Origin of the sequence: uncultured Bacteroides sp. (genome assembly GCF_947632445.1) — a bacterium.
GTDB lineage: Bacteria > Bacteroidota > Bacteroidia > Bacteroidales > Bacteroidaceae > Bacteroides.
Genome location: NZ_CANRPM010000021.1, coordinates 1 through 18,679 on the forward strand (window position 1 = coordinate 1; position 18,679 = coordinate 18,679).

The 18,679-nt window shown below is 46.4% G+C and carries 13 protein-coding genes; 1 reads left to right on the forward strand and 12 read right to left on the reverse strand.

Annotated features, from left to right (window positions below):
- Window positions 1-239: 239 nt before the first annotated feature.
- The 5 genes from Q0Z70_RS06065 to Q0Z70_RS06085 form a co-directional block, all read right to left on the reverse strand.
- Window positions 240-1,253, reverse strand: coding sequence for an aldo/keto reductase (locus Q0Z70_RS06065; RefSeq protein ID WP_298073255.1), 1,014 nt, complete (start codon window positions 1,251-1,253; stop codon window positions 240-242).
- Between the two features lie 107 nt (window positions 1,254-1,360).
- Entirely contained in the window at window positions 1,361-3,100 is a 1,740-nt protein-coding gene (locus Q0Z70_RS06070) for a phospho-sugar mutase (RefSeq protein WP_298073221.1), read from the reverse strand.
- A gap of 78 nt (window positions 3,101-3,178) precedes the next feature.
- On the reverse strand, window positions 3,179-4,822 hold the full coding sequence (locus Q0Z70_RS06075; RefSeq protein WP_298073222.1) for a C69 family dipeptidase: 1,644 nt from the start codon (window positions 4,820-4,822) through the stop codon (window positions 3,179-3,181).
- Window positions 4,823-4,867: 45 nt separating this feature from the next.
- Window positions 4,868-6,535, reverse strand: coding sequence for a M23 family peptidase (locus tag Q0Z70_RS06080; protein WP_298073256.1), 1,668 nt, complete (start codon window positions 6,533-6,535; stop codon window positions 4,868-4,870).
- 246 nt (window positions 6,536-6,781) lie between these two features.
- Window positions 6,782-9,091 (reverse strand): BamA/TamA family outer membrane protein, encoded by a 2,310-nt coding sequence (locus Q0Z70_RS06085; protein ID WP_298073223.1) that lies wholly within the window; start codon window positions 9,089-9,091, stop codon window positions 6,782-6,784.
- A gap of 155 nt (window positions 9,092-9,246) precedes the next feature.
- Between Q0Z70_RS06085 and Q0Z70_RS06090 the strand changes: the two genes are divergently transcribed.
- Window positions 9,247-10,020, forward strand: coding sequence for an RNA methyltransferase (locus Q0Z70_RS06090; protein WP_298073224.1), 774 nt, complete (start codon window positions 9,247-9,249; stop codon window positions 10,018-10,020).
- Between the two features lie 300 nt (window positions 10,021-10,320).
- Here the strand turns inward: Q0Z70_RS06090 and Q0Z70_RS06095 are convergent, their stop codons facing one another.
- From Q0Z70_RS06095 to Q0Z70_RS06125, 7 genes are all read right to left on the reverse strand, one after another.
- Window positions 10,321-11,298: a DUF4296 domain-containing protein gene (locus Q0Z70_RS06095; RefSeq protein WP_298073225.1), complete on the reverse strand. Its 978-nt coding sequence runs from the start codon at window positions 11,296-11,298 to the stop codon at window positions 10,321-10,323.
- Window positions 11,295-11,966 (reverse strand): lipoprotein signal peptidase, encoded by a 672-nt coding sequence (locus Q0Z70_RS06100; RefSeq protein WP_298073226.1) that lies wholly within the window; start codon window positions 11,964-11,966, stop codon window positions 11,295-11,297. The genes Q0Z70_RS06095 and Q0Z70_RS06100 overlap by 4 nt, the downstream gene beginning before the upstream one ends.
- Window positions 11,967-12,052: 86 nt before the next feature.
- Window positions 12,053-12,433, reverse strand: coding sequence for a TraR/DksA C4-type zinc finger protein (locus tag Q0Z70_RS06105; RefSeq protein ID WP_298073227.1), 381 nt, complete (start codon window positions 12,431-12,433; stop codon window positions 12,053-12,055).
- Between the two features lie 66 nt (window positions 12,434-12,499).
- Window positions 12,500-15,988 (reverse strand): isoleucine--tRNA ligase, encoded by a 3,489-nt coding sequence (gene ileS, locus Q0Z70_RS06110; RefSeq protein WP_298073228.1) that lies wholly within the window; start codon window positions 15,986-15,988, stop codon window positions 12,500-12,502.
- A 572-nt stretch (window positions 15,989-16,560) separates the two neighbouring features.
- Window positions 16,561-16,992: a DUF5606 domain-containing protein gene (locus Q0Z70_RS06115; protein WP_298073229.1), complete on the reverse strand. Its 432-nt coding sequence runs from the start codon at window positions 16,990-16,992 to the stop codon at window positions 16,561-16,563.
- Between the two features lie 72 nt (window positions 16,993-17,064).
- The gene (coaE, locus tag Q0Z70_RS06120) at window positions 17,065-17,673 is read right to left on the reverse strand and encodes a dephospho-CoA kinase (RefSeq protein ID WP_298073230.1); all 609 of its coding nucleotides are present in this window, start codon (window positions 17,671-17,673) and stop codon (window positions 17,065-17,067) included.
- Window positions 17,663-18,679 carry a CdaR family protein gene (locus Q0Z70_RS06125; RefSeq protein ID WP_298073231.1) on the reverse strand — a complete coding sequence of 339 codons (1,017 nt, stop codon included), beginning with the start codon at window positions 18,677-18,679 and terminating at the stop codon, window positions 17,663-17,665. Before Q0Z70_RS06125 ends, coaE begins: the two co-directional genes overlap by 11 nt.

Sequence of the window (18,679 nt, forward strand, 5' to 3'; positions counted from 1 at the left end):
GTCACGAACACCCTTTATCAAGGGTCACGAACACCCTTCATCAAGGGTCACGAACACCCTTCATCAAGGGTCACGAATACCCTTCGTCAAGGGTCACGAACACCCTTCATCAAGGGTCACGAACACCCTTCATCAAGGGTCACGAACACCCTTCGTCAAGGGTCACGAACACCCTTTATCAAGGGTCACAAATACCCTTTATCAAGGGTCACGAATACCCTTTATCGGGGGATAGAAACTCACTTTGCAACAGAAGCGAGTATCTTCTCGATTTTCTCCCGTTCCTCCATGCTGAAAGCTGTATTGCGCAAAGCTTTTAAATTGTCGTTTAATTGTTCTACGGAACTGACGCCCACAATCACGGACGTAACCAGGTTGTCTTTCAACAGCCAAGCCAAAGCCATCTCAGCCAAAGTCTGTCCACGACCCAGGGCGACTTCATTCAAAGCTCTCACTTTGTGCATTACATCGTCTGTCAGGGCCTCCGGCTTCAGAAAACCGCCTCTGGCTATACGCGAAGTGGCCGGAATGCCATCCAGATAACGTCCCGAAAGCAGCCCTTGCGCCAATGGCGAGAAAGCGATAAAGCCCGTACCGTTCTCGGCCGCCTGTTTCAATACACCCGTTTCTTCCACTTTTCTGTCCAAAAGATTATATCTTCCCTGATAAAGCAGGCAACGGACATCATGGCTTTTCAGATAATCGTATGCTTTCCGCGCCTCTTCCGGCGGATATTTGGAGATGCCCACATAAAGGGCCTTTCCCTGACGGACAATATCCACCAGCGTCTGCATTGTCTCTTCGAGCGGCGTACAGGGGTCGAACCGGTGCGAATAGAAAATATCCACATAGTCCAGGTTCATACGACGAAGACTTTGGTCGAGACTGGCCATAAGCGATTTGCGCGAGCCCCATGTACCATACGGTCCGGGCCACATGTCGTGCCCCGCCTTGGTCGATATGAACAATTCGTCACGATACGGAGCAAATGAGTGTTTCATCACATATCCGAAGGTCTCCTCCGCACTGCCGGGCGAAGGCCCGTAATTATTGGCCAAATCGAAATGGGTAATTCCACAATCAAAAGCATGATGCAACTTGCGGCGGCTCTCCGACAATGTATCCACATCGCCGAAATTATGCCACAGTCCCAATGATATTTCCGGCAACAGAATGCCGCTCTGCCCTGCACGGCGATAGTTCATCCCTGCCTCGTAACGGGTATCCGCAGGTTTATAGTTGTTCTCTGTCATTGTCATAGTCAAAAACGGTTATACCATAAAAGAAAAAATTTCCTCCGCTTCCCCATTCAGAGTAGAACAGAAGCGGAGGAACTTTAGGACGACAAAAATTAGTTCATTCAAATGCCCAGCGATGCACGCACTGCCTTCACCTTCTCTTCGGCATCGGCATTGGCTCCGGCGTAACACTTCGGACAACCCATCTTGCCTTTCACTTCGATATAGAACTTAATCTTAGGTTCCGTACCTGAGGGGCGGACGGAAATCTTCGTGCCGTCTTCCGTGAAGTACTGGAGCACGTTCGAGGGTTCGGGCATGTCGAGCCGGCTCACCTTGCCGTCGGCGCCGGTCATCTCCAGCGTCTTGTAGTCCTTAACGATGCACACCTTCGAGCCTCCGATTTCCTTCGGCGGGTTGGCACGGAAGTTGTCCATCATGGCCTTGATTTCTTCAGCACCGCTCTTGCCCGGCTTCACCACGTTGACGGTGGTTTCTCTTGAGTAGCCATATTCCACATAAATACCCATCAGCACGTCGTAGAGCGTCTTGCCCTGATCCTTGGCCCATGCACAGATTTCAGCCAACAGCGAGCAGGCCGAAACGGCATCCTTGTCGCGCACGAAGTCTTCGGCCAGGAAGCCGTAGCTTTCTTCACCGCCGCCGATGTACTGCTGTTTGCCTTCGCGCAGGCGGATTTCGCGGGCAATCCACTTGAATCCCGTATAGCAATCGAGCATCTCTATCTTGTTCTTGTCGGCCACAGCCTTGATAAGTTCGGTCGTCACGATGGTTTTCACGACAAAGTCGCTCGGCTGCATCTTGCCCGTAGCCAGACGGTTCTTGATGATATAGTAGAGGAAGAGCAGACACGTCTGGTTGCCGTTGATGAGCACCCATTCGCCCTTATCGTTCTTGCAGGCCATGCCCACGCGGTCGGCGTCAGGGTCGCTGGCCATCACGATGTCGGCATTGATTTCCTTGGCTAACTCGATAGCCAGTGTCAGGGCCTCTGCATTCTCAGGATTAGGCGACACCACCGTCGGGAAGTTACCGTCCTTCACCATCTGTGACTCCACGCAATGTACGTTCTCGAAGCCCCACAGCTTCAGCGAAGCGGGAATAAGTGCGCGTCCGGCACCGTGAAGCGGCGTGTAGACGATACTCAGATCCTTCTGACGCTTGATGACTTCGGGATCTATGGAAATAGAATGCACTTTCTCCAGATATACCTTGTCCACATCCTCACCGATAATCTGGATGAGTTCTTTGTTGCCGTTGAACTTGATGTCGGCTACCTTCACCTTGTTCACTTCGTCGATGATGGCGGTGTCGTGCGGAGCCAGCACCTGTGCGCCGTCGTCCCAGTAGGCCTTGTAGCCATTGTACTCACGCGGGTTGTGGCTGGCAGTGATGTTGATACCGCTCTGGCAGCCCAAATGACGGATGGCAAAGGACACTTCGGGCGTAGGCCGCAGGTCATCAAACAGATAAACCTTGATGCCGTTAGCCGAAAAGATGTCGGCTGAGATTTCAGCAAACTTACGGCTGTTGTTACGACAGTCATGGCCCACCACTACCGAAATGGATTGGCCGGCAAAACACTTGTTCAGATAGTTTGCCAAACCCTGCGTAGCGGCACCCACAGTATAGATGTTCATGCGGTTGCTGCCGGCACCCATAATGCCACGTAAGCCTCCCGTACCAAACTCCAGATCTTTATAGAAGCTTTCTATCAGCTCCGTCTTGTCATCGTTCCCCAGCATTTTCCTCACTTCGGCCTGAGTCTCAACATCAAAAGCCGGCCCCAGCCACTCTTGAGCTTTCTCCGTAACCACTTTAATTAAATCTTGATTCTCCATAAATCTATTATTTAATAGGTTAATACATTATCTGTTTTTACTGTCGACAAAGTTAATCAGATAAAACGAAGAAACAAATTATTCAGGAATTTTATATCGGTCACCTGTTTGTTTCACATACTCTTCGAGGAACTCTTTCGGATAGCCCGGACGGATGACACCGGCAGGCTGGCCGATGGCATTGCGCTCGAATCGGCCGTCCTTCACGCGCTTCACCACGCCGTCATTGTATTTGACAATCAGAAATTCACCAAGACGCTTCCAGGCGTCGTGTGTACTTTGAGCCGTCATCACGGTATAGTTTGTCAGGAATTCTTTGGCCTTGGCAGGGTCGGTTTCCAACAGCTTCACGGCAGCGGCCTCGATGCCTTCCTGTGCCAGATTGAAAGTAGTTTCGATTTCGGTCTGCACAGCCCGCACGTCGTCTATCATCAGGTCGTAGCGCGGATATACCATATTGGCCACCCAGTTGTATATCCAGAAAGAAGACTTCCAGGAGAAGGTGATATAGTCGGCGCCATCCACACGGGTGTAGCACTCAGGCACACGGGTAGCGCAACAGTAGACGGGCGTAAACACCGTCATATTGGCATCGTCCAAGCCGAACCACAATACACCGCCCACCGCGTCGGGCAAGTTCTCGCGCATTTGTGCCACGAAGACGAAACCGGTTTGCTGAGTGGAGATAGGACGTTCGTTAAAGTATTTCTGTCCGTTCACTTCAAATTCTAATGGTGAGAGACGGTAAGGAGTATGGTAAGGGCCGGCACCAAAGTCCTTCGTGATGTCGAGCGCTGTACCTTCATAGTGGTCACGCATGGCATTCTTCACGTCCTGTATGGAAATCTTGCGATTAGGCTTCACATAGAGGGGCATCGGCTCATCGGTCGTACCTTGGATGTAGGGCAGGAACTCCTCGCCGTGATCGGTGAACATATTGAAATAGTTCCAGACGCGGGCCTCGCAATAACGGCGGGCACTGAAATCGAGGGGCGCATAAGCCTTAGAGAAGCTGAAGTCCTTGTTCACTCCATTGAAATAGCCTTTCTCGCGAGCAAAGGAGATAACATCGGGTGCATACATGCAGTTTTCCTTATCGTTCATGTCGAACTGGTGTATGCGGCTCTGGTTGGCATGAGCCGAAATACAGTCATCGGGCACCCGAACCGCTACCCACACGGCACCGCGCACGCCGAGACCTTTACCTATCATCTCCATAATCCACACTTCATTGGGGTCGGCAATGGTGAAAGATTCACCGCTGCTGTAGTAGCCGTATTCCTGTACCAGCTCGGTCATCACCTTAATGGCCTCGCGTGCTGTACGTGAACGTTGCAAACCCAGGTAAATCAGGCTGCCATAGTCGATGATACCCGTCGTGTCCACTAATTCAGGACGTCCGCCGAAGGTGGTCTCGCCGATAGTCAGCTGGAATTCGTTCATGTTGCCCACTACGTTATAGGTCTGTCGGACCTGTTCTATTTGTCCCAGATACTTACTCGTATCCCACTCGTAAACGTTGATCATCGTCCCCTTCTTGTGCATGCCTGCGGGGTAGTGATACAATTCGCCGAACAATGAATAGGAGTCGGCTGAATAGGAAATGATAGTCGAACCGTCGACCGACACATTTTTGCCCACGATGAGATTGGTGCAAGCCAGTGCATCGGCTACAGCTGCCGCCATGCAAACAACGGCAAGGGTCAATCTTCTAATCTTCATAATCGTTGCTTTATTAATTGATAATAGATAATTCATTCTTCCCACCTACCATACAAAGCGGTATTGACGGGTAGTAACATTACCACAAGTGTCGGTGACACTCATCACCAACACGTGGCTGCCACCCTTCTTTACACGGTGTGGGTTGAGCCGGCACACCAGTTCGTCCTTCACCGAGTTCAACTTACCGAAGAGGGCATACTGTCCGTCGATGGTGCCGCGATAAGATACAATGTCTGTCTGCGCATCCTTCACTTTGAAGACGATACGGCCCGTGCGTCCCCAACTGGCCTGCCCTACGGGAGTCAGTATCGGCGGAACGGTATCAATAGCCACAGTGTAAGTAGTCAGGTCACGCACTTTCACCTCCATATAACCGTTCACATAGCGGCCTCCCATATTGTATTTATTACCTTTGGCACTGACACCAGCCACGTAATATTTCGTGCTGTCAGCCAAAGGACGATGGCGCAGCCCGATGCGCAGGTTACAGGCCTTGTGCAGGGGAATGTTGCGGTCGTTCAGCTGATAGGTAAAGGCAATGTCGCCGCTGTCACCACGAACGGCATAATTCAGATAAGCATCTTCATAAAGCACACCTCGGGGCAATACCAGCTCAAAACCGGGTTCCTGCAAATAATTCACTCGATCCCAACGGAAATGATATTTTTCACGATGCTCTACTTCTGGGATGCTGCTCCGAAGGCCCTGTATAGTGAAATGTACCTTCGACTCATTGCCCAATGCGTCGCGCAGTGTATAAACAAAGTGGTAAGGACGCTCCTCGTCAATGGTAACCAACCCACGGTTGCCGTTGGAGGCGTGTAGCAGGCGAAGGCGGTTGCCAGGGTCAATGAATGACTTCATATATTGCCCGTAGGTCCAAGAGTTGATATAGCGGTTCTCATCGTAGGCAAAGCGGTCTACCACACTGCGAAAGACTTCTTGTCCGTCCACTTCGAGGATAACCGTATGCACGCCGTAGCGGTTGTGCACCCCATCCATATAGTCATAGGCACAGATTCCCGCTCCTATTTCACCCCAAGCAGTGATACCTGCCGTCTGATTCAAAGCGAAAGCCTGTCTTGTCATCTTGCTGTTCACCACGCCCCGTCCCCGTTGCGGGAAGAGCATGATGCCCTGCGCTCGCGGTGCTGTGTGATCCTTCACCTGCCCGGCAAAGAAAGGCAATGGGTCCACATAGTCGTTCGTGGCTGTTTCAATAACATCCAAATGCAGATGCGGACCGAACGAATAGCCTGTATTACCGCTATATGCAATGACTTGCCCACGTTTGACTGGGTATTCCCCAACTTCGGGCACAATCTCCACCTCCCAACTTTCCTGTTCGTATTGCAGATCCTCCACACGCCGAGCAATGTCACCCACGAAAGCTTCCAAGTGGTGGTTAATAGTAGAATAACCATTGTTGTAAACCACGTCAAGTACGTAGCCCGATCCATGTGTCACGCGAATGCGCGAAATGTAGCCGTCAGCCAACGCATGTACAGGTTTACCCGTCACTCCTTCCGTCTTAAAGTCAAGGCCTCCATGAAAATGGTTAGCACGGAGTTCACCGAAATTACCGCTAAAAGTAATAGGATGCACAAAAGGATTTATAAAACGGACAGTATCTCCCGATACTGCAAATGATTTAGCAGATATATTCCCCAAGTGAACAAACAATCCACATAATAATAAAATATATTTCATCATTCAGCATCATACTTAAGGGAGCTAACAGTATTATTATCAGCTAATATTCTTCAGCTCCATCCATTTACAAATAAATCTGCCAATACTAAAGTTAGTTGCCTATCTTCTCCAGAAGTTCGACCCATGCAAAGATAGTGCAAACATAGCGAAATACAAAAGCAAAAATAACGTTTTAGTACAATCTGTTTTCTTCAAAGTGGAGACTTATAGCAAAAATACAAAAACATAATAAATGCAATTTGTCTAAAAAGGATAACCTACCGCAAAGTGAAAAGCAAAATCACGACTGAAATCTGGATGAACAATAGGATAACGATTCCGTCCACTCTCATAAACAGGATTGATAGCCTTCATACCAGCATCAAAACGTAAAACAAAAAAATCCAGATCCAAACGAATTCCCATGCCATAAGCCACAGCTATCTGCTTGTAAAAAGTATCAAACTCAAATTGTCCTCCCGGTTGGCTTTCATATTCACGTAAAGTCCAAATATTGCCTGCGTCAACAAACAATGCCCCATGCAGTTTCCAAAAAAGATAGGTACGATATTCCACACTGGCATCCAGTTTGATATCTCCAGACTGATTTAAGAAATTATTTTTATCGCCTATATATGACCCGGGCCCTAGTTCTCGAACAGACCATCCACGTACACTATTAGCTCCTCCAGAGAAGTAACGTTTTTCAAATGGAATGACGTTGGCATTTCCATAAGGAACAGCAATACCTCCACCTACATGAAATGCCAATGAATTACGATTGTCTATTACAAAATTCTTCGCATAATCAATATCCCCTTTTATGTACTGGGCAAAAGGAATATTTAACAATGTATATTCACCTGACTCATTCTTTTTCATCCCGGTCAGTTTGGCCAAACCATAGAGTAAAGAACCGGCAGATTCTATATTGATGCGCACTGAATAAGAATTACCCAACAATGCATTATTTATCAATGCCTGCCCTGCACTGTTGTAAGTATAGCTATAACCCGAACGGACAATAAAACGGTCTTCATAATTATAAGCCAAAATATAATTCTGCTCCTTATCAAGATAGGTTGCACGAAAAGCAGGATCTATCCATGGCATATATAAATAATTGATATCAAGCAAATCTATGCGATGTTGCGAACGCTGCCGTTGCATTCCCCAGCGATAGCTCCAACTACCAGATGCCACAATACGAGTGAATTCAGGACGCATTTGATAATTGTATTGCAGCCCGAACTCAGTAGTTGCCCTAATTGTACGCCTAAAATCTCTACTTAAAAAAGGAAACATAAAACGAGGAAAATTAATCGTCGCTTCAGCCCCCAGTTCCATATAGTTTTCTTGATTATTTCCACTTTTCAATGGTGAAATAGCTTCATAGGCTCCACGGAAGCGAAGCATTAAAGCTTCGGAACCTCTAAACAGGTTGCGATGCTGGAAAGAAACCGCTGCCGCCGCACCCAAATCACCGGCAGAATTTGTACCTTCAAGCTCAAACGAAACAGACTTGTGTTTGCTTTTAGTCAACATAATATAAGCATCCAAACGAGTACTGTCCTCCCGTTCTTCTACAAAACGAATATTGGTATATTTTAATGACTGCAAACGACCAAAATTAGAATAAGTGCGCTGTACTTCCCGCTCATCATATAAATCTCCCGGCATAATATGAAGATTATTCTCTAAAAGTTGGGGCCTCAGATATAACTTATCCTTATAATAAATAGAAAGGCCATTGTAACGAAGAGAATCATTAATCTCAATACCATTAGCAGAAGACTGCAACACATTGTAATCGGTCACAAAACCGACTTTTCCCACAGTATATTGATGATGTTCCTGGCTTCTCGTCTCTCCCCTTTGTCTGTAAGGCAAAAGGTGAAGAGTCAAATCCACAAGATAAGTATTGCGTGCAGTATCAGCCGTATAAGAAAGAAAATCCTTATTGAATTTATAATAACCATTCCCCAACAAATTATTCGTAATACGTTGCCGTTCGGCATCAAGCTGATTCACATCAAAACGCATACCTTCAGATAAATAAGTATCTGCCGAATCGAGCTGCATCAAATTGCGAATATTGTCATCGGGAATATCATAACGAATATTTCTCACAATGTAAGGTTTCCCTGTAGTCACATTATATACAAGCCGTATCTTTTTCTTTTTCACATGACTTTGAGTTTCAACGGAGGCTCCCATATAACCCATGTTCTGAACAGCTTTGGTCATCTCCTCACGAGTACGATCCGCATCTTCTTTCCGATAAATCACAGGTGCATCACCAATCTTACGCAACACACGGTTTACCCATCGGGTACTGTCGGCCCCCGACCAGTTATAGACATACAGCTGAGTTTTAAACAAACTGAACCATTTGGCATTAGGATTCTGTCGCACATACATAGAAAGGCCGGAAGGCTTTACCTCTTTATTATCCGTATGTATGCTCACTTCGTCCAACAAATAAGAGCCATCGGGTACATATTTAGTAGACGAACAAGAGACCGACAGCAATAAAGCGAGAACGGATATTATACAATACAAGCCTTTCCTCATATCAGCACACATATAAACTGCGACAAATATACCTTATTTTTTCGGTTTGCAAAAACAAAAACAGAACTTGATACTTATGGTTCTTCACGGTGCACAGGGTTTTGATTATCTGAAAATAATAACGTACATTTGCGAAAAAGATAAAGATGCAGAGTATGACACTGAGTAAAAACAAAATTAAATATATCCATTCACTGGAACTCAAAAAGAGCCGAAACACGGAGAAGGCATTTTTAGCTGAAGGTCACAAACTCGTAGGGGATCTGTTGGGGCATTTTCATTGCAGATTACTGGTTGCTACGGACAAATGGTTCATGAACAATAGAGAACTACAGTCAACCGACATTGATGAAATGTTGATAGTAAGCGAAGAAGAACTTTCACGCGCCAGCCTGCTGAAAACACCTCAACAAGTTTTGGCTATTTTCGACCAACCGGAGTATTCGATGGATACATCAATCATCAATCGTTCTCTTTGCCTGGCTCTGGATGGTGTACAAGATCCTGGAAACTTGGGCTCTATTATTCGCTTGGCTGATTGGTTCGGAATTGAAGATGTATTCTGCACACCACAAACAGCGGATATATATAATCCTAAAGCGGTTCAAGCTACCATGGGAGGCATTGCTCACGTAAGAATACACTATGTATCTCTACTCGACCTAATACATTCGATAAAGCCAGAAACACCTATATACGGAACTTTCCTGAATGGGGAAAACATCTATAAAGAAAATCTGTCGATGAATGGATTGATTGTAATGGGAAATGAAGGAAACGGTATTAGCGGGGAAGTTAGCCACTTAATAAATAAACGATTATATATTCCTAATTACCCTAACGGACGGGAAACTGCCGAATCGCTCAATGTAGCCATTGCTACTGCAATAGTATGTGCCGAGTTTCGGAGACGGATTCCATCTTTGTAAAATCAAAAGGAGACAAAAGGACAGGCACAAAACATGACATACGTTCTACAACTCCTACAGGAACTTCAGAAAGAATCTCCTTGGTATCGAACGAAAGTGTAGGGATGTCTGCTTCCGAAGAGACTAAAACGATAACTCCCGAATACCATTCTGTACTCTCGATTTCGTCAGACATGGGGAAAAGAGCCTCTACATGATTTTCATGCATCTGTACGACATAATGCCACAAAAAACCATGTCTTGGTAAATACAGGTAATGAGAAGCATACCGTTTCATCATTCAACTCCTTTCAACTCAATTTACCTTTTTTGCAAACGAGGACGAACGTCCTGTTTTTGTGGCTGGACCAATGCAGGAGAGGGTTTAGGTCGCATGCGGGGAACAGTCTTCAACTCTTTCTTATCCGGCTCTATACTGTCCTTAGCCATATTCTCCGGTTCTTTTTTCACATTTAGGGTATCCTTTTCTGCTGCTTTCAAAGTATCTGCCTCTGCAACAACTACAGAATCTACACTATGATAGCGCATGAGAGAAATCTTATCAAGCAACAAGGATTTTTTCTCAGAACTTGGATAGTAAATAAAACCATTCACTTCTTTAAGCTCTCCCATCGTGTCGTTCTGCAAAGTTATAGAATAATCACCTGCAGCGAAAATCTTACGAAAAGCACTAATTACACTGTCATTCTTGTAATGGAGAGACATGGCCATGATAGGAGCAGAAATACTATCAAACTCTTTGTCGGGATACAGGAAACGAACATTCCAACATAATGTATCACGGTCGTAAAAGTTGCTGTCTGCAGGCAATGCAAAGGTTACTTTATTATTCAATGGCATCCCGGACAACCGATAAAGTTCCCGTCCAAACCATACATCTATACTATCACCGGGAACTGAAGTTTGAGGCTTACCTTCACGTAAAGCCAACAGTTCCTCAACGGTCGTTTTCTCGGCTTTCAGTCGTGCATTGATGTTATCATAAATTTTACTTAACGCTTCTGGATTCCGAGCATACCAAACCATTGATGAATCAAATTCGGCCTCTGTTATCCCATATTTCTTGTAAACAGACTCTATGTAAAGCAAACGCTTATAATTCTCATTATAAGATAATGCTTCACCCAGCGCTTTGGCTATATGATAGTCATAAAGTATATCCTCCATTCGTGTATCCGACAATACCGTTTCAGGACGTTTTACATGACACGCGAATAATGTCCAGACTAAGAAAACGACCAAGCCATACCGTTGAATTTGATTGCTGCTACGTTTCATCCTTTCTTCGTCACTTCATGATAAGCTTTATTCAGATATTTGCTATAGAATAACAACAAGGCGATAATACCACAACTGATTGACGCATCCGCAAAATTAAATATCGGACTGAAAAAAATAAAATGATCTCCGCCGACAAAAGGCATCCATGAGGGCCAATCAGTCTCAATAATAGGGAAATAAAACATATCTACTACCTTGCCGTAAAACAAAGGAGCATATCCTTCCCCCGGCAGAAATGAAGCCAGCTGGTAACTGGTACTTTCACTGAACAATACGCCGTAAAATACACTGTCAATAATATTGCCCAAAGCTCCTGTTAAAACCAACGACACACATACGATGAAGCCTGTCTTCATCTTCTGCCGTACAATTTTATAAAGGAACCATCCGATAACAGCTACTGCAACGATACGAAATGACGTCAAGAATAACTTTCCGATAATCTCCATTCCAAAAGCCATTCCGTTGTTTTCTGTAAAGAATATATAAAACCACGTGGGAGGTTCGGCGTGAATGCCCAATTTGTCATATAACCAGCCGATGGCATTAATGCTTTCATGCCAATACATTCCCGTCTTTACAGCCACTTTTATCAGTTGGTCTACCAATAATACCGAGAATATCACAAACAAAGCTATCCGACCTTTTGTCCAAAAGTTTTTCATCCCCTTATACATTCCCTAAAAGCACAAGCTATAGGATCACAAAGATACCGATCCTTGCACAGCCTATAGCCTGCTAATGTTTCAAATTACTTTTTACCGTTATTCTTAGCTTCGATGCTCAGAGTGGCATGAGGAACGGCGCGCAGACGTTCCTTCGGTATCAGTTTACCGGTCTCACGGCAAATGCCATATGTCTTGTTTTCGATACGCACCAAAGCAGCCTGAAGTCCTTGGATAAACTTCAACTGACGCTGAGCCAGTCGGGTAGTCTCTTCTTTGGACAACGTATTGGCTCCTTCTTCCAATACCTTATATGTAGGAGACGTATCATCCGTATCATTGCCGTCGGCTCCGGTCAGACTGGCTTTCAGCAAATCGTAGTCACGTTGCGCCAACTCCAACTTTTCCAAAATAATGGCGCGAAACTCTTCCAATTCAACATCTGAGTATCTTGTCTTTTCTGCCATAATTGTTAATGTGTTTAGTTTGTTTTGGTATTCTATTATCTTTTCTCTCTTTTCCAAGTCTCTGTCTCAGTTCTTTTCAACCTTTACAAAAAGCGAGAAGTCATCAAAGTTCAATTCGGTACCTTCCTGTACTTCATCAACTAACGTAAGTGAGGTCGCCAGAACTTGGTTGCAAATATAGTCTTTATATTCGTTTACCGCATCATCTGTCTGTGTATTTTTAGACAATGTAATATCTATTTTATCGGTAATCTCAAAGCCACTGGACTTGCGGATGTTCTGGATGCGGTTCACCAATTCGCGGGCCACACCTTCACAACGCAGTTCTTCGGTGACGGTAACTTCCAGTGCGACAGTCAACCGGCCTTCGTTGGCCACCAGCCAGCCGGGAATGTCTTCACTGAAGATTTCTACATCAGCAACTTCGATTACAGCTTCCGCACCGTCCAAAACAAACGTATAGCGGCCGTTCATCTCCAGCTCAGCGATGGCTTCCTGTGACATTTCTGCTACAGCGGCAGCCACAGCTTTCATCTGCTTACCGAATTTCGGGCCCAGTTTCTTGAAATCGCACTTCACTTTCTTCACTAATACGCCGGCAGCCCCATCGACGAACTTGATGCTCTTCACATTCACCTCGTTCATAATGAGCGTCTTCACGGCTTCGATGTGGGCACTCTGTTCTTCGTCTACTACGGGAATCATAATGCACTGAAGCGGCTGGCGCACTTTGATGTTCACCTTGCGGCGCAGAGCCAGTACCATAGACGTGATGTCCTGAGCCACCTGCATGCGGGCTTCGAGCTCGGCATTGACCAGTGTTTCGTCGTAAACGGGGAATTTGGCGAGGTGGACGGAAACCACCTTATCGCGGCCGGTCACAGCAATCAGGTCACTATAAAGCATATCGGCATAGAACGGTGCAATGGGCGCCATCAGCTTGGCCACCGTCTCAAGGCAGGTGTATAAAGTCTGATAAGCCGAGAGCTTGTCTTCGGTCATGCCGCCGCCCCAGAAGCGTTTGCGGTTGAGACGCACATACCAGTTGGACAGGTTGTCATTGACGAAGTCGGATATCAGACGGCCGGCCTTGGTGGGTTCGTAGTCGTTGTAGCACGTATCCACGTTCTTCACCAGCGTGTTGAGCAGAGACAAAATCCAGCGGTCTATCTCAGGGCGCTTCTCTAAGGGCACATCGGCTTCCTTGTATTCGAAACCATCAACGTTAGCATAGAGAGCGAAGAAGGAATACGTGTTATATAAAGTGCCGAAGAACTTGCGGCGAACTTCTTCTACACCCTCGACATCGAACTTCAGATTGTCCCATGGCGAGGAGTTGGTAATCATGTACCAGCGCAAGGGGTCGGAGCCGTATTTCTCGATTGTCGAGAAAGGATCGACGGCATTGCCCAAGCGCTTGGACATCTTGTTGCCGTTCTTGTCGAGCACCAGACCGTTGGAAATGACAGCCTTGTAGGAAACACTGTCGAACACCATCGTGGCGATGGCATGGAGCGTGAAGAACCAGCCGCGCGTCTGGTCAACGCCTTCGGCGATGAAGTCGGCAGGATATACCTGATGGCTGTCCAACAGCTCTTTGTTCTCGAACGGATAGTGTATCTGCGCATAGGGCATGGAACCGGAATCGAACCAAACATCAATCAAGTCAGTTTCGCGCTTCATGGGTTTTCCGTCCGCAGATACGAGGATGATGTCGTCCACATAGGGGCGGTGCAGGTCTATCTTGTCATAGTTTTCTTTCGTATATTCACCCGGTACAAAGCCTTTTTCCTTATAGGGGTTACCCGGCATGAGACCGGCGGCCACAGACTTCTCTATCTCGTTGTAAAGTTCTTCTACAGACTCGATGCACTTCTCTTCCGTGCCGTCCTCAGTGCGCCAGATGGGTAGCGGCGTGCCCCAATAGCGTGAACGGCTCAGGTTCCAGTCGTTCAGATTTTCGAGCCACTTGCCGAAGCGTCCCGTACCCGTTGACTCAGGCTTCCAGTTGATGGTCTTGTTTAGTTCCATCATGCGCTCCTTGCAGGCGGTACTGCGGATAAACCAGCTGTCCAGCGGATAGTAGAGCACCGGCTTGTCTGTACGCCAGCAATGCGGATAGTTGTGCACATGCTTCTCTATCTTAAAGGCTTGATTGGCTGCTTTCATCATCATGCAGATGTAGAAATCGAGCGATTCGGCTGCCTGAGCGGCTTTCTCGTCATATTTGCCATCGACGGTGAATTGCGGGTCATAGGCATTCTTCACCCAGCGACCCTCGTATTCCTTGTAAGCCTCGGTGTCCACACACCGGGCCACGAACTTCTCATCCAGTTCGTCCAGCAGATAGAACTTGCCCGTGAGGTCTACCATAGGGCGGGTCTCGCCGCGCTTGTTGATTAGGAAGAGCGAAGGAATGCCGGCTGCACGTGCCACGTTGGCATCGTCGGCACCGAAGGTCGGGGCAATGTGAACGATACCCGTACCGTCTTCGGTCGTTACATAATCGCCGGGGATGACACGGAAAGCCTTGGCCGATGCTTCCTGCCAGTTGCCCTCGCTGTCCAACTCAGTGGGTTTCACCCAGGGAATGAGCTGTTCGTACTCCATGCCGACGAGGTCTGTGCCCTTGTATTCTCCTACAACTTTGAAGGGAATTAATTTGTCGCCGGGCTTAAAGTCCTCTAATGCAAGACCTTCGGCCTTCTTGTTAAAGTGCGTGTAGAGCAAAGCTTTGGCCAACACGACGGTCATCTTCTCGCCCGTATAGCCGTTATAGGTCTGCACGGCCACGTAGTCGATCTTCGGGCCGACGCAAAGGGCTGTGTTGCTGGGCAAGGTCCAGGGCGTGGTGGTCCAAGCAATGAAGTAAGGCGTCCCCCACTCTGCCATTTCGGGCTTCGGATTCTTCATCTTGAACTGGCCTACCACCGTCAGGTCTTTCACGTCGCGGTAGCATCCTGGCTGGTTCAGCTCGTGCGAACTCAGTCCCGTACCTGCGGCGGGCGAATAGGGCTGGATGGTATAACCTTTATAGAGCAGGCCTTTCTTGTAGAGCTGCTTCAGCAGCCACCAGAGGGTCTCGATGTAACGATTGTCATACGTGATGTAAGGGTTTTTCATATCCACCCAATAACCCATCTTATGCGTCAGATCCTCCCATTCTTTCGTGAACTTCATCACGTCCTTGCGGCAGGCGGCGTTGTAATCGGCCACTGAAATGGTCTTGCCGATGTCTTCCTTCGTGATGCCCAACGCCTTCTCCACGCCCAGCTCTACGGGAAGTCCATGCGTGTCCCATCCGGCCTTACGCTTCACCTGAAAGCCCTTCATCGTTTTGTAGCGGCAGAAGATATCCTTAATGGTACGAGCTATGACGTGGTGAATGCCCGGCATACCGTTGGCCGAGGGAGGCCCTTCAAAGAATACGAAGGAAGGACATCCTTCACGTTCTGTCATACTCTTGGCGAAAACCTGGTTTTCATCCCATTTCTTCAACACTTCCTTGTTGATTTCCGATAGATTAAACTTTGAATGTTCGGCAAATTTACCCATGGTTTTATTTTTGTTTTTATTTTGAACGTTACTTGCTGGAGGCCGCCGGTCACGCATCCTTCAGATGCTTCGGAACAAGGCCTCCTGTTTTAAGGCTGCAAAATTATAAAAAAAGTGGAGAAAAGCGTTGTTTTAGAAAAGAAAACATTTGCACACCAAGAACAGGCACATCCTGACACGGCCTCCAATATGCCTTTTATCCGACAAAAGGCCGACTTTACAAGCCGAAAGCATTGTTTCTCACTCCGTCACACAGTGCTTTCTCACACCCTAACACAGTGCTTCCTCAGCACCTCACAAAGCACTGCATGACACCTTCATAAAGCACTTCGTCAGATCTTGACGAAGCACTGCATGATACAGCCACTCTCCACTCCGTTATTTAAAGCAAAAAAGGGAATTCACCCTTTGAGCAAATTCCCTTATCTTATTTGATGATTATCTACCTAATATCATCATTCAGATACCTTACAGCCTTACAGAAAATAATGTATGACACAGGTATCTTACACTCTCTGTTTTTTCAGGAACAGGTACTGAATATACCTTATAGTTTTTCTTTTGCCGGTTAATTATTCGGCAGCTTCCGTTTCAGTTTCCTCTTCCGTGTTCTTCTCTTCAAAATCCGTCAAACCGGCAGTCACCAACAAATTATACCAGGAAATCAACTTCTTGATATCCGATACATGAACACGGTCGCGATCATAATTAGGAAGTACTTCCGCCAAATAAGCACACAGTTCATTTGCAGAAGCTTTCTTCGGATTCAATGTAACCAAAGCGCCGTTCTCCTTTTCTTTCATCGAAGTAAACACTTGACGCAAGGGTATATCTTCAGCATCCGTGTACATGGCAATATCACCTAAAGAGATAATTTTTTCATTCCCGGATGCCGGAAAGCGTTTCTTATCAGCGATTGATTCAACAATCAACATGTTCTTTCCTCTCGAGATAAATTTATACAATCCCGGTTTGCCAGAAATGGACAAAATAGTCTTCAACATAATCTGTTCTATTTTATTTAATATTAGACAAATAAAAATTACTGCTATATTGCCTCGGAAAGTCCGCCTGCATTAGCGCCCGCAAAGGTAATCAATATTTTCAGATAGTGAAGAAATAAGAGTCAAAACCTGAGAAATCAAAGGAGAATTGCCGTCATTTACGATGACATAATCGGCCATCTTGCGTTTTTCTTCATCATCCATCTGGTGGCGGATGCGCTGCTCTATCAGCTCGCGCGACGATGCATCACGACTGACAATCCGCTGAATGCGTACATCCAAAGGAGCATAAACCATAACCACTTTATCGATTTCTTCCCGAAACCCTGCTTCCAAAAGGATAGCCGATTCCATACCTACCAAAGGACGTTCTGAACGGGCAGAGCACCAAAGGCGAAAATCATCCTTGACCCGTGGGTGTACAATGGCATTCACTTGGGCTGCATGCTCCGCACTGCCAAACAAGTAGGAAGCTAACAACGGTTTGTTCAAATTTCCCCCGATATATACTTCTTCTCCCAGCAATAACGTCAGTTTACGACGGATACCTTCATCTGAAACCATCAACCGACGGGCCTCTATATCAGAAATATATACAGGAATACCCATCACCTCCAACAGACGTGACACAACACTCTTGCCGCTGCCAATTCCTCCTGTTAACCCTATTCTAATAGCCATAATCTGTTGGCATTTGTTCTATCAGGAAATCGACTTGTTCGGGATTGAAACGTACATGACTGACTCCTTCAGGCAAAGTTCTCAGCTTGACTATATACTTATCGTTGCCCAGACGCGCCAGTTCTTCATAAGAAACGACCAAATGAAAATCGTCGGCTGTAATTTGACGAAAGCGCCCTATGCCTACTTGGAAAGAAATCTTCACTTTTGATGGAAAAGTCCGCAACACTTTGCCGGCAGGGAAATTGATACCTCGCAGAGGCACCTCTACAGTCTTCTCCGTGTACATATCTACTGGCAGCGTCAGCTTTACGGAAGCCGGAATATATTTTGCTCCTTTCGGGGCCGACAAAACAACCTCACGTTTCAAAGTATCGGTAATATTATCCAAACTCAACGGTAAGGTATAAGCTGCCTTCATCGTATCTAAAGCATCCGAAGGAGCATAGACTCGAACTGAATCCGGCGTAAAAAGCGTATCGGGCAAATAATATTGTTCGCCCGCACTCACTCTTCCACACAATTTGACCGGTATCATCTTGGACACACCTGTAGAATAGTAATACTCCAACGTATCAGGCTTTATGGAAAGCAACGCGGTAGAAGCATTCAGTTGGCCCGTTATCCTTTTTTGTACTTGCGAAGTCTGTACTTGAACATGGTTTCCCATCTTATTATAGTTCCTGAAGTCAAGGATTACCGGATAAAAGTTCTTGCCCAGCATATAGTTGAGCAATACCGTACCCTTATCGCGTACTCTTACCCTGACTTCAGACATCGGTTCAGAAGTGATAACTACATTTTCGGGGACATTTCTCAGCCGAACCGGAATAGGAAACTCTGTCTCGTAATCGTTGTTCAGCGTCTGAAGCAGCCAAAAACCAGCCGCAATGAAGAAGAAACACAAAAAAACAAAGAACTCCCGGCTCTTCGTACTGAGCAGGAAGTCCTTTGCCTGTTTCTTCGTCTTCAAAAATAACCGCTTTATGTTCCTCTGTTCGAACAT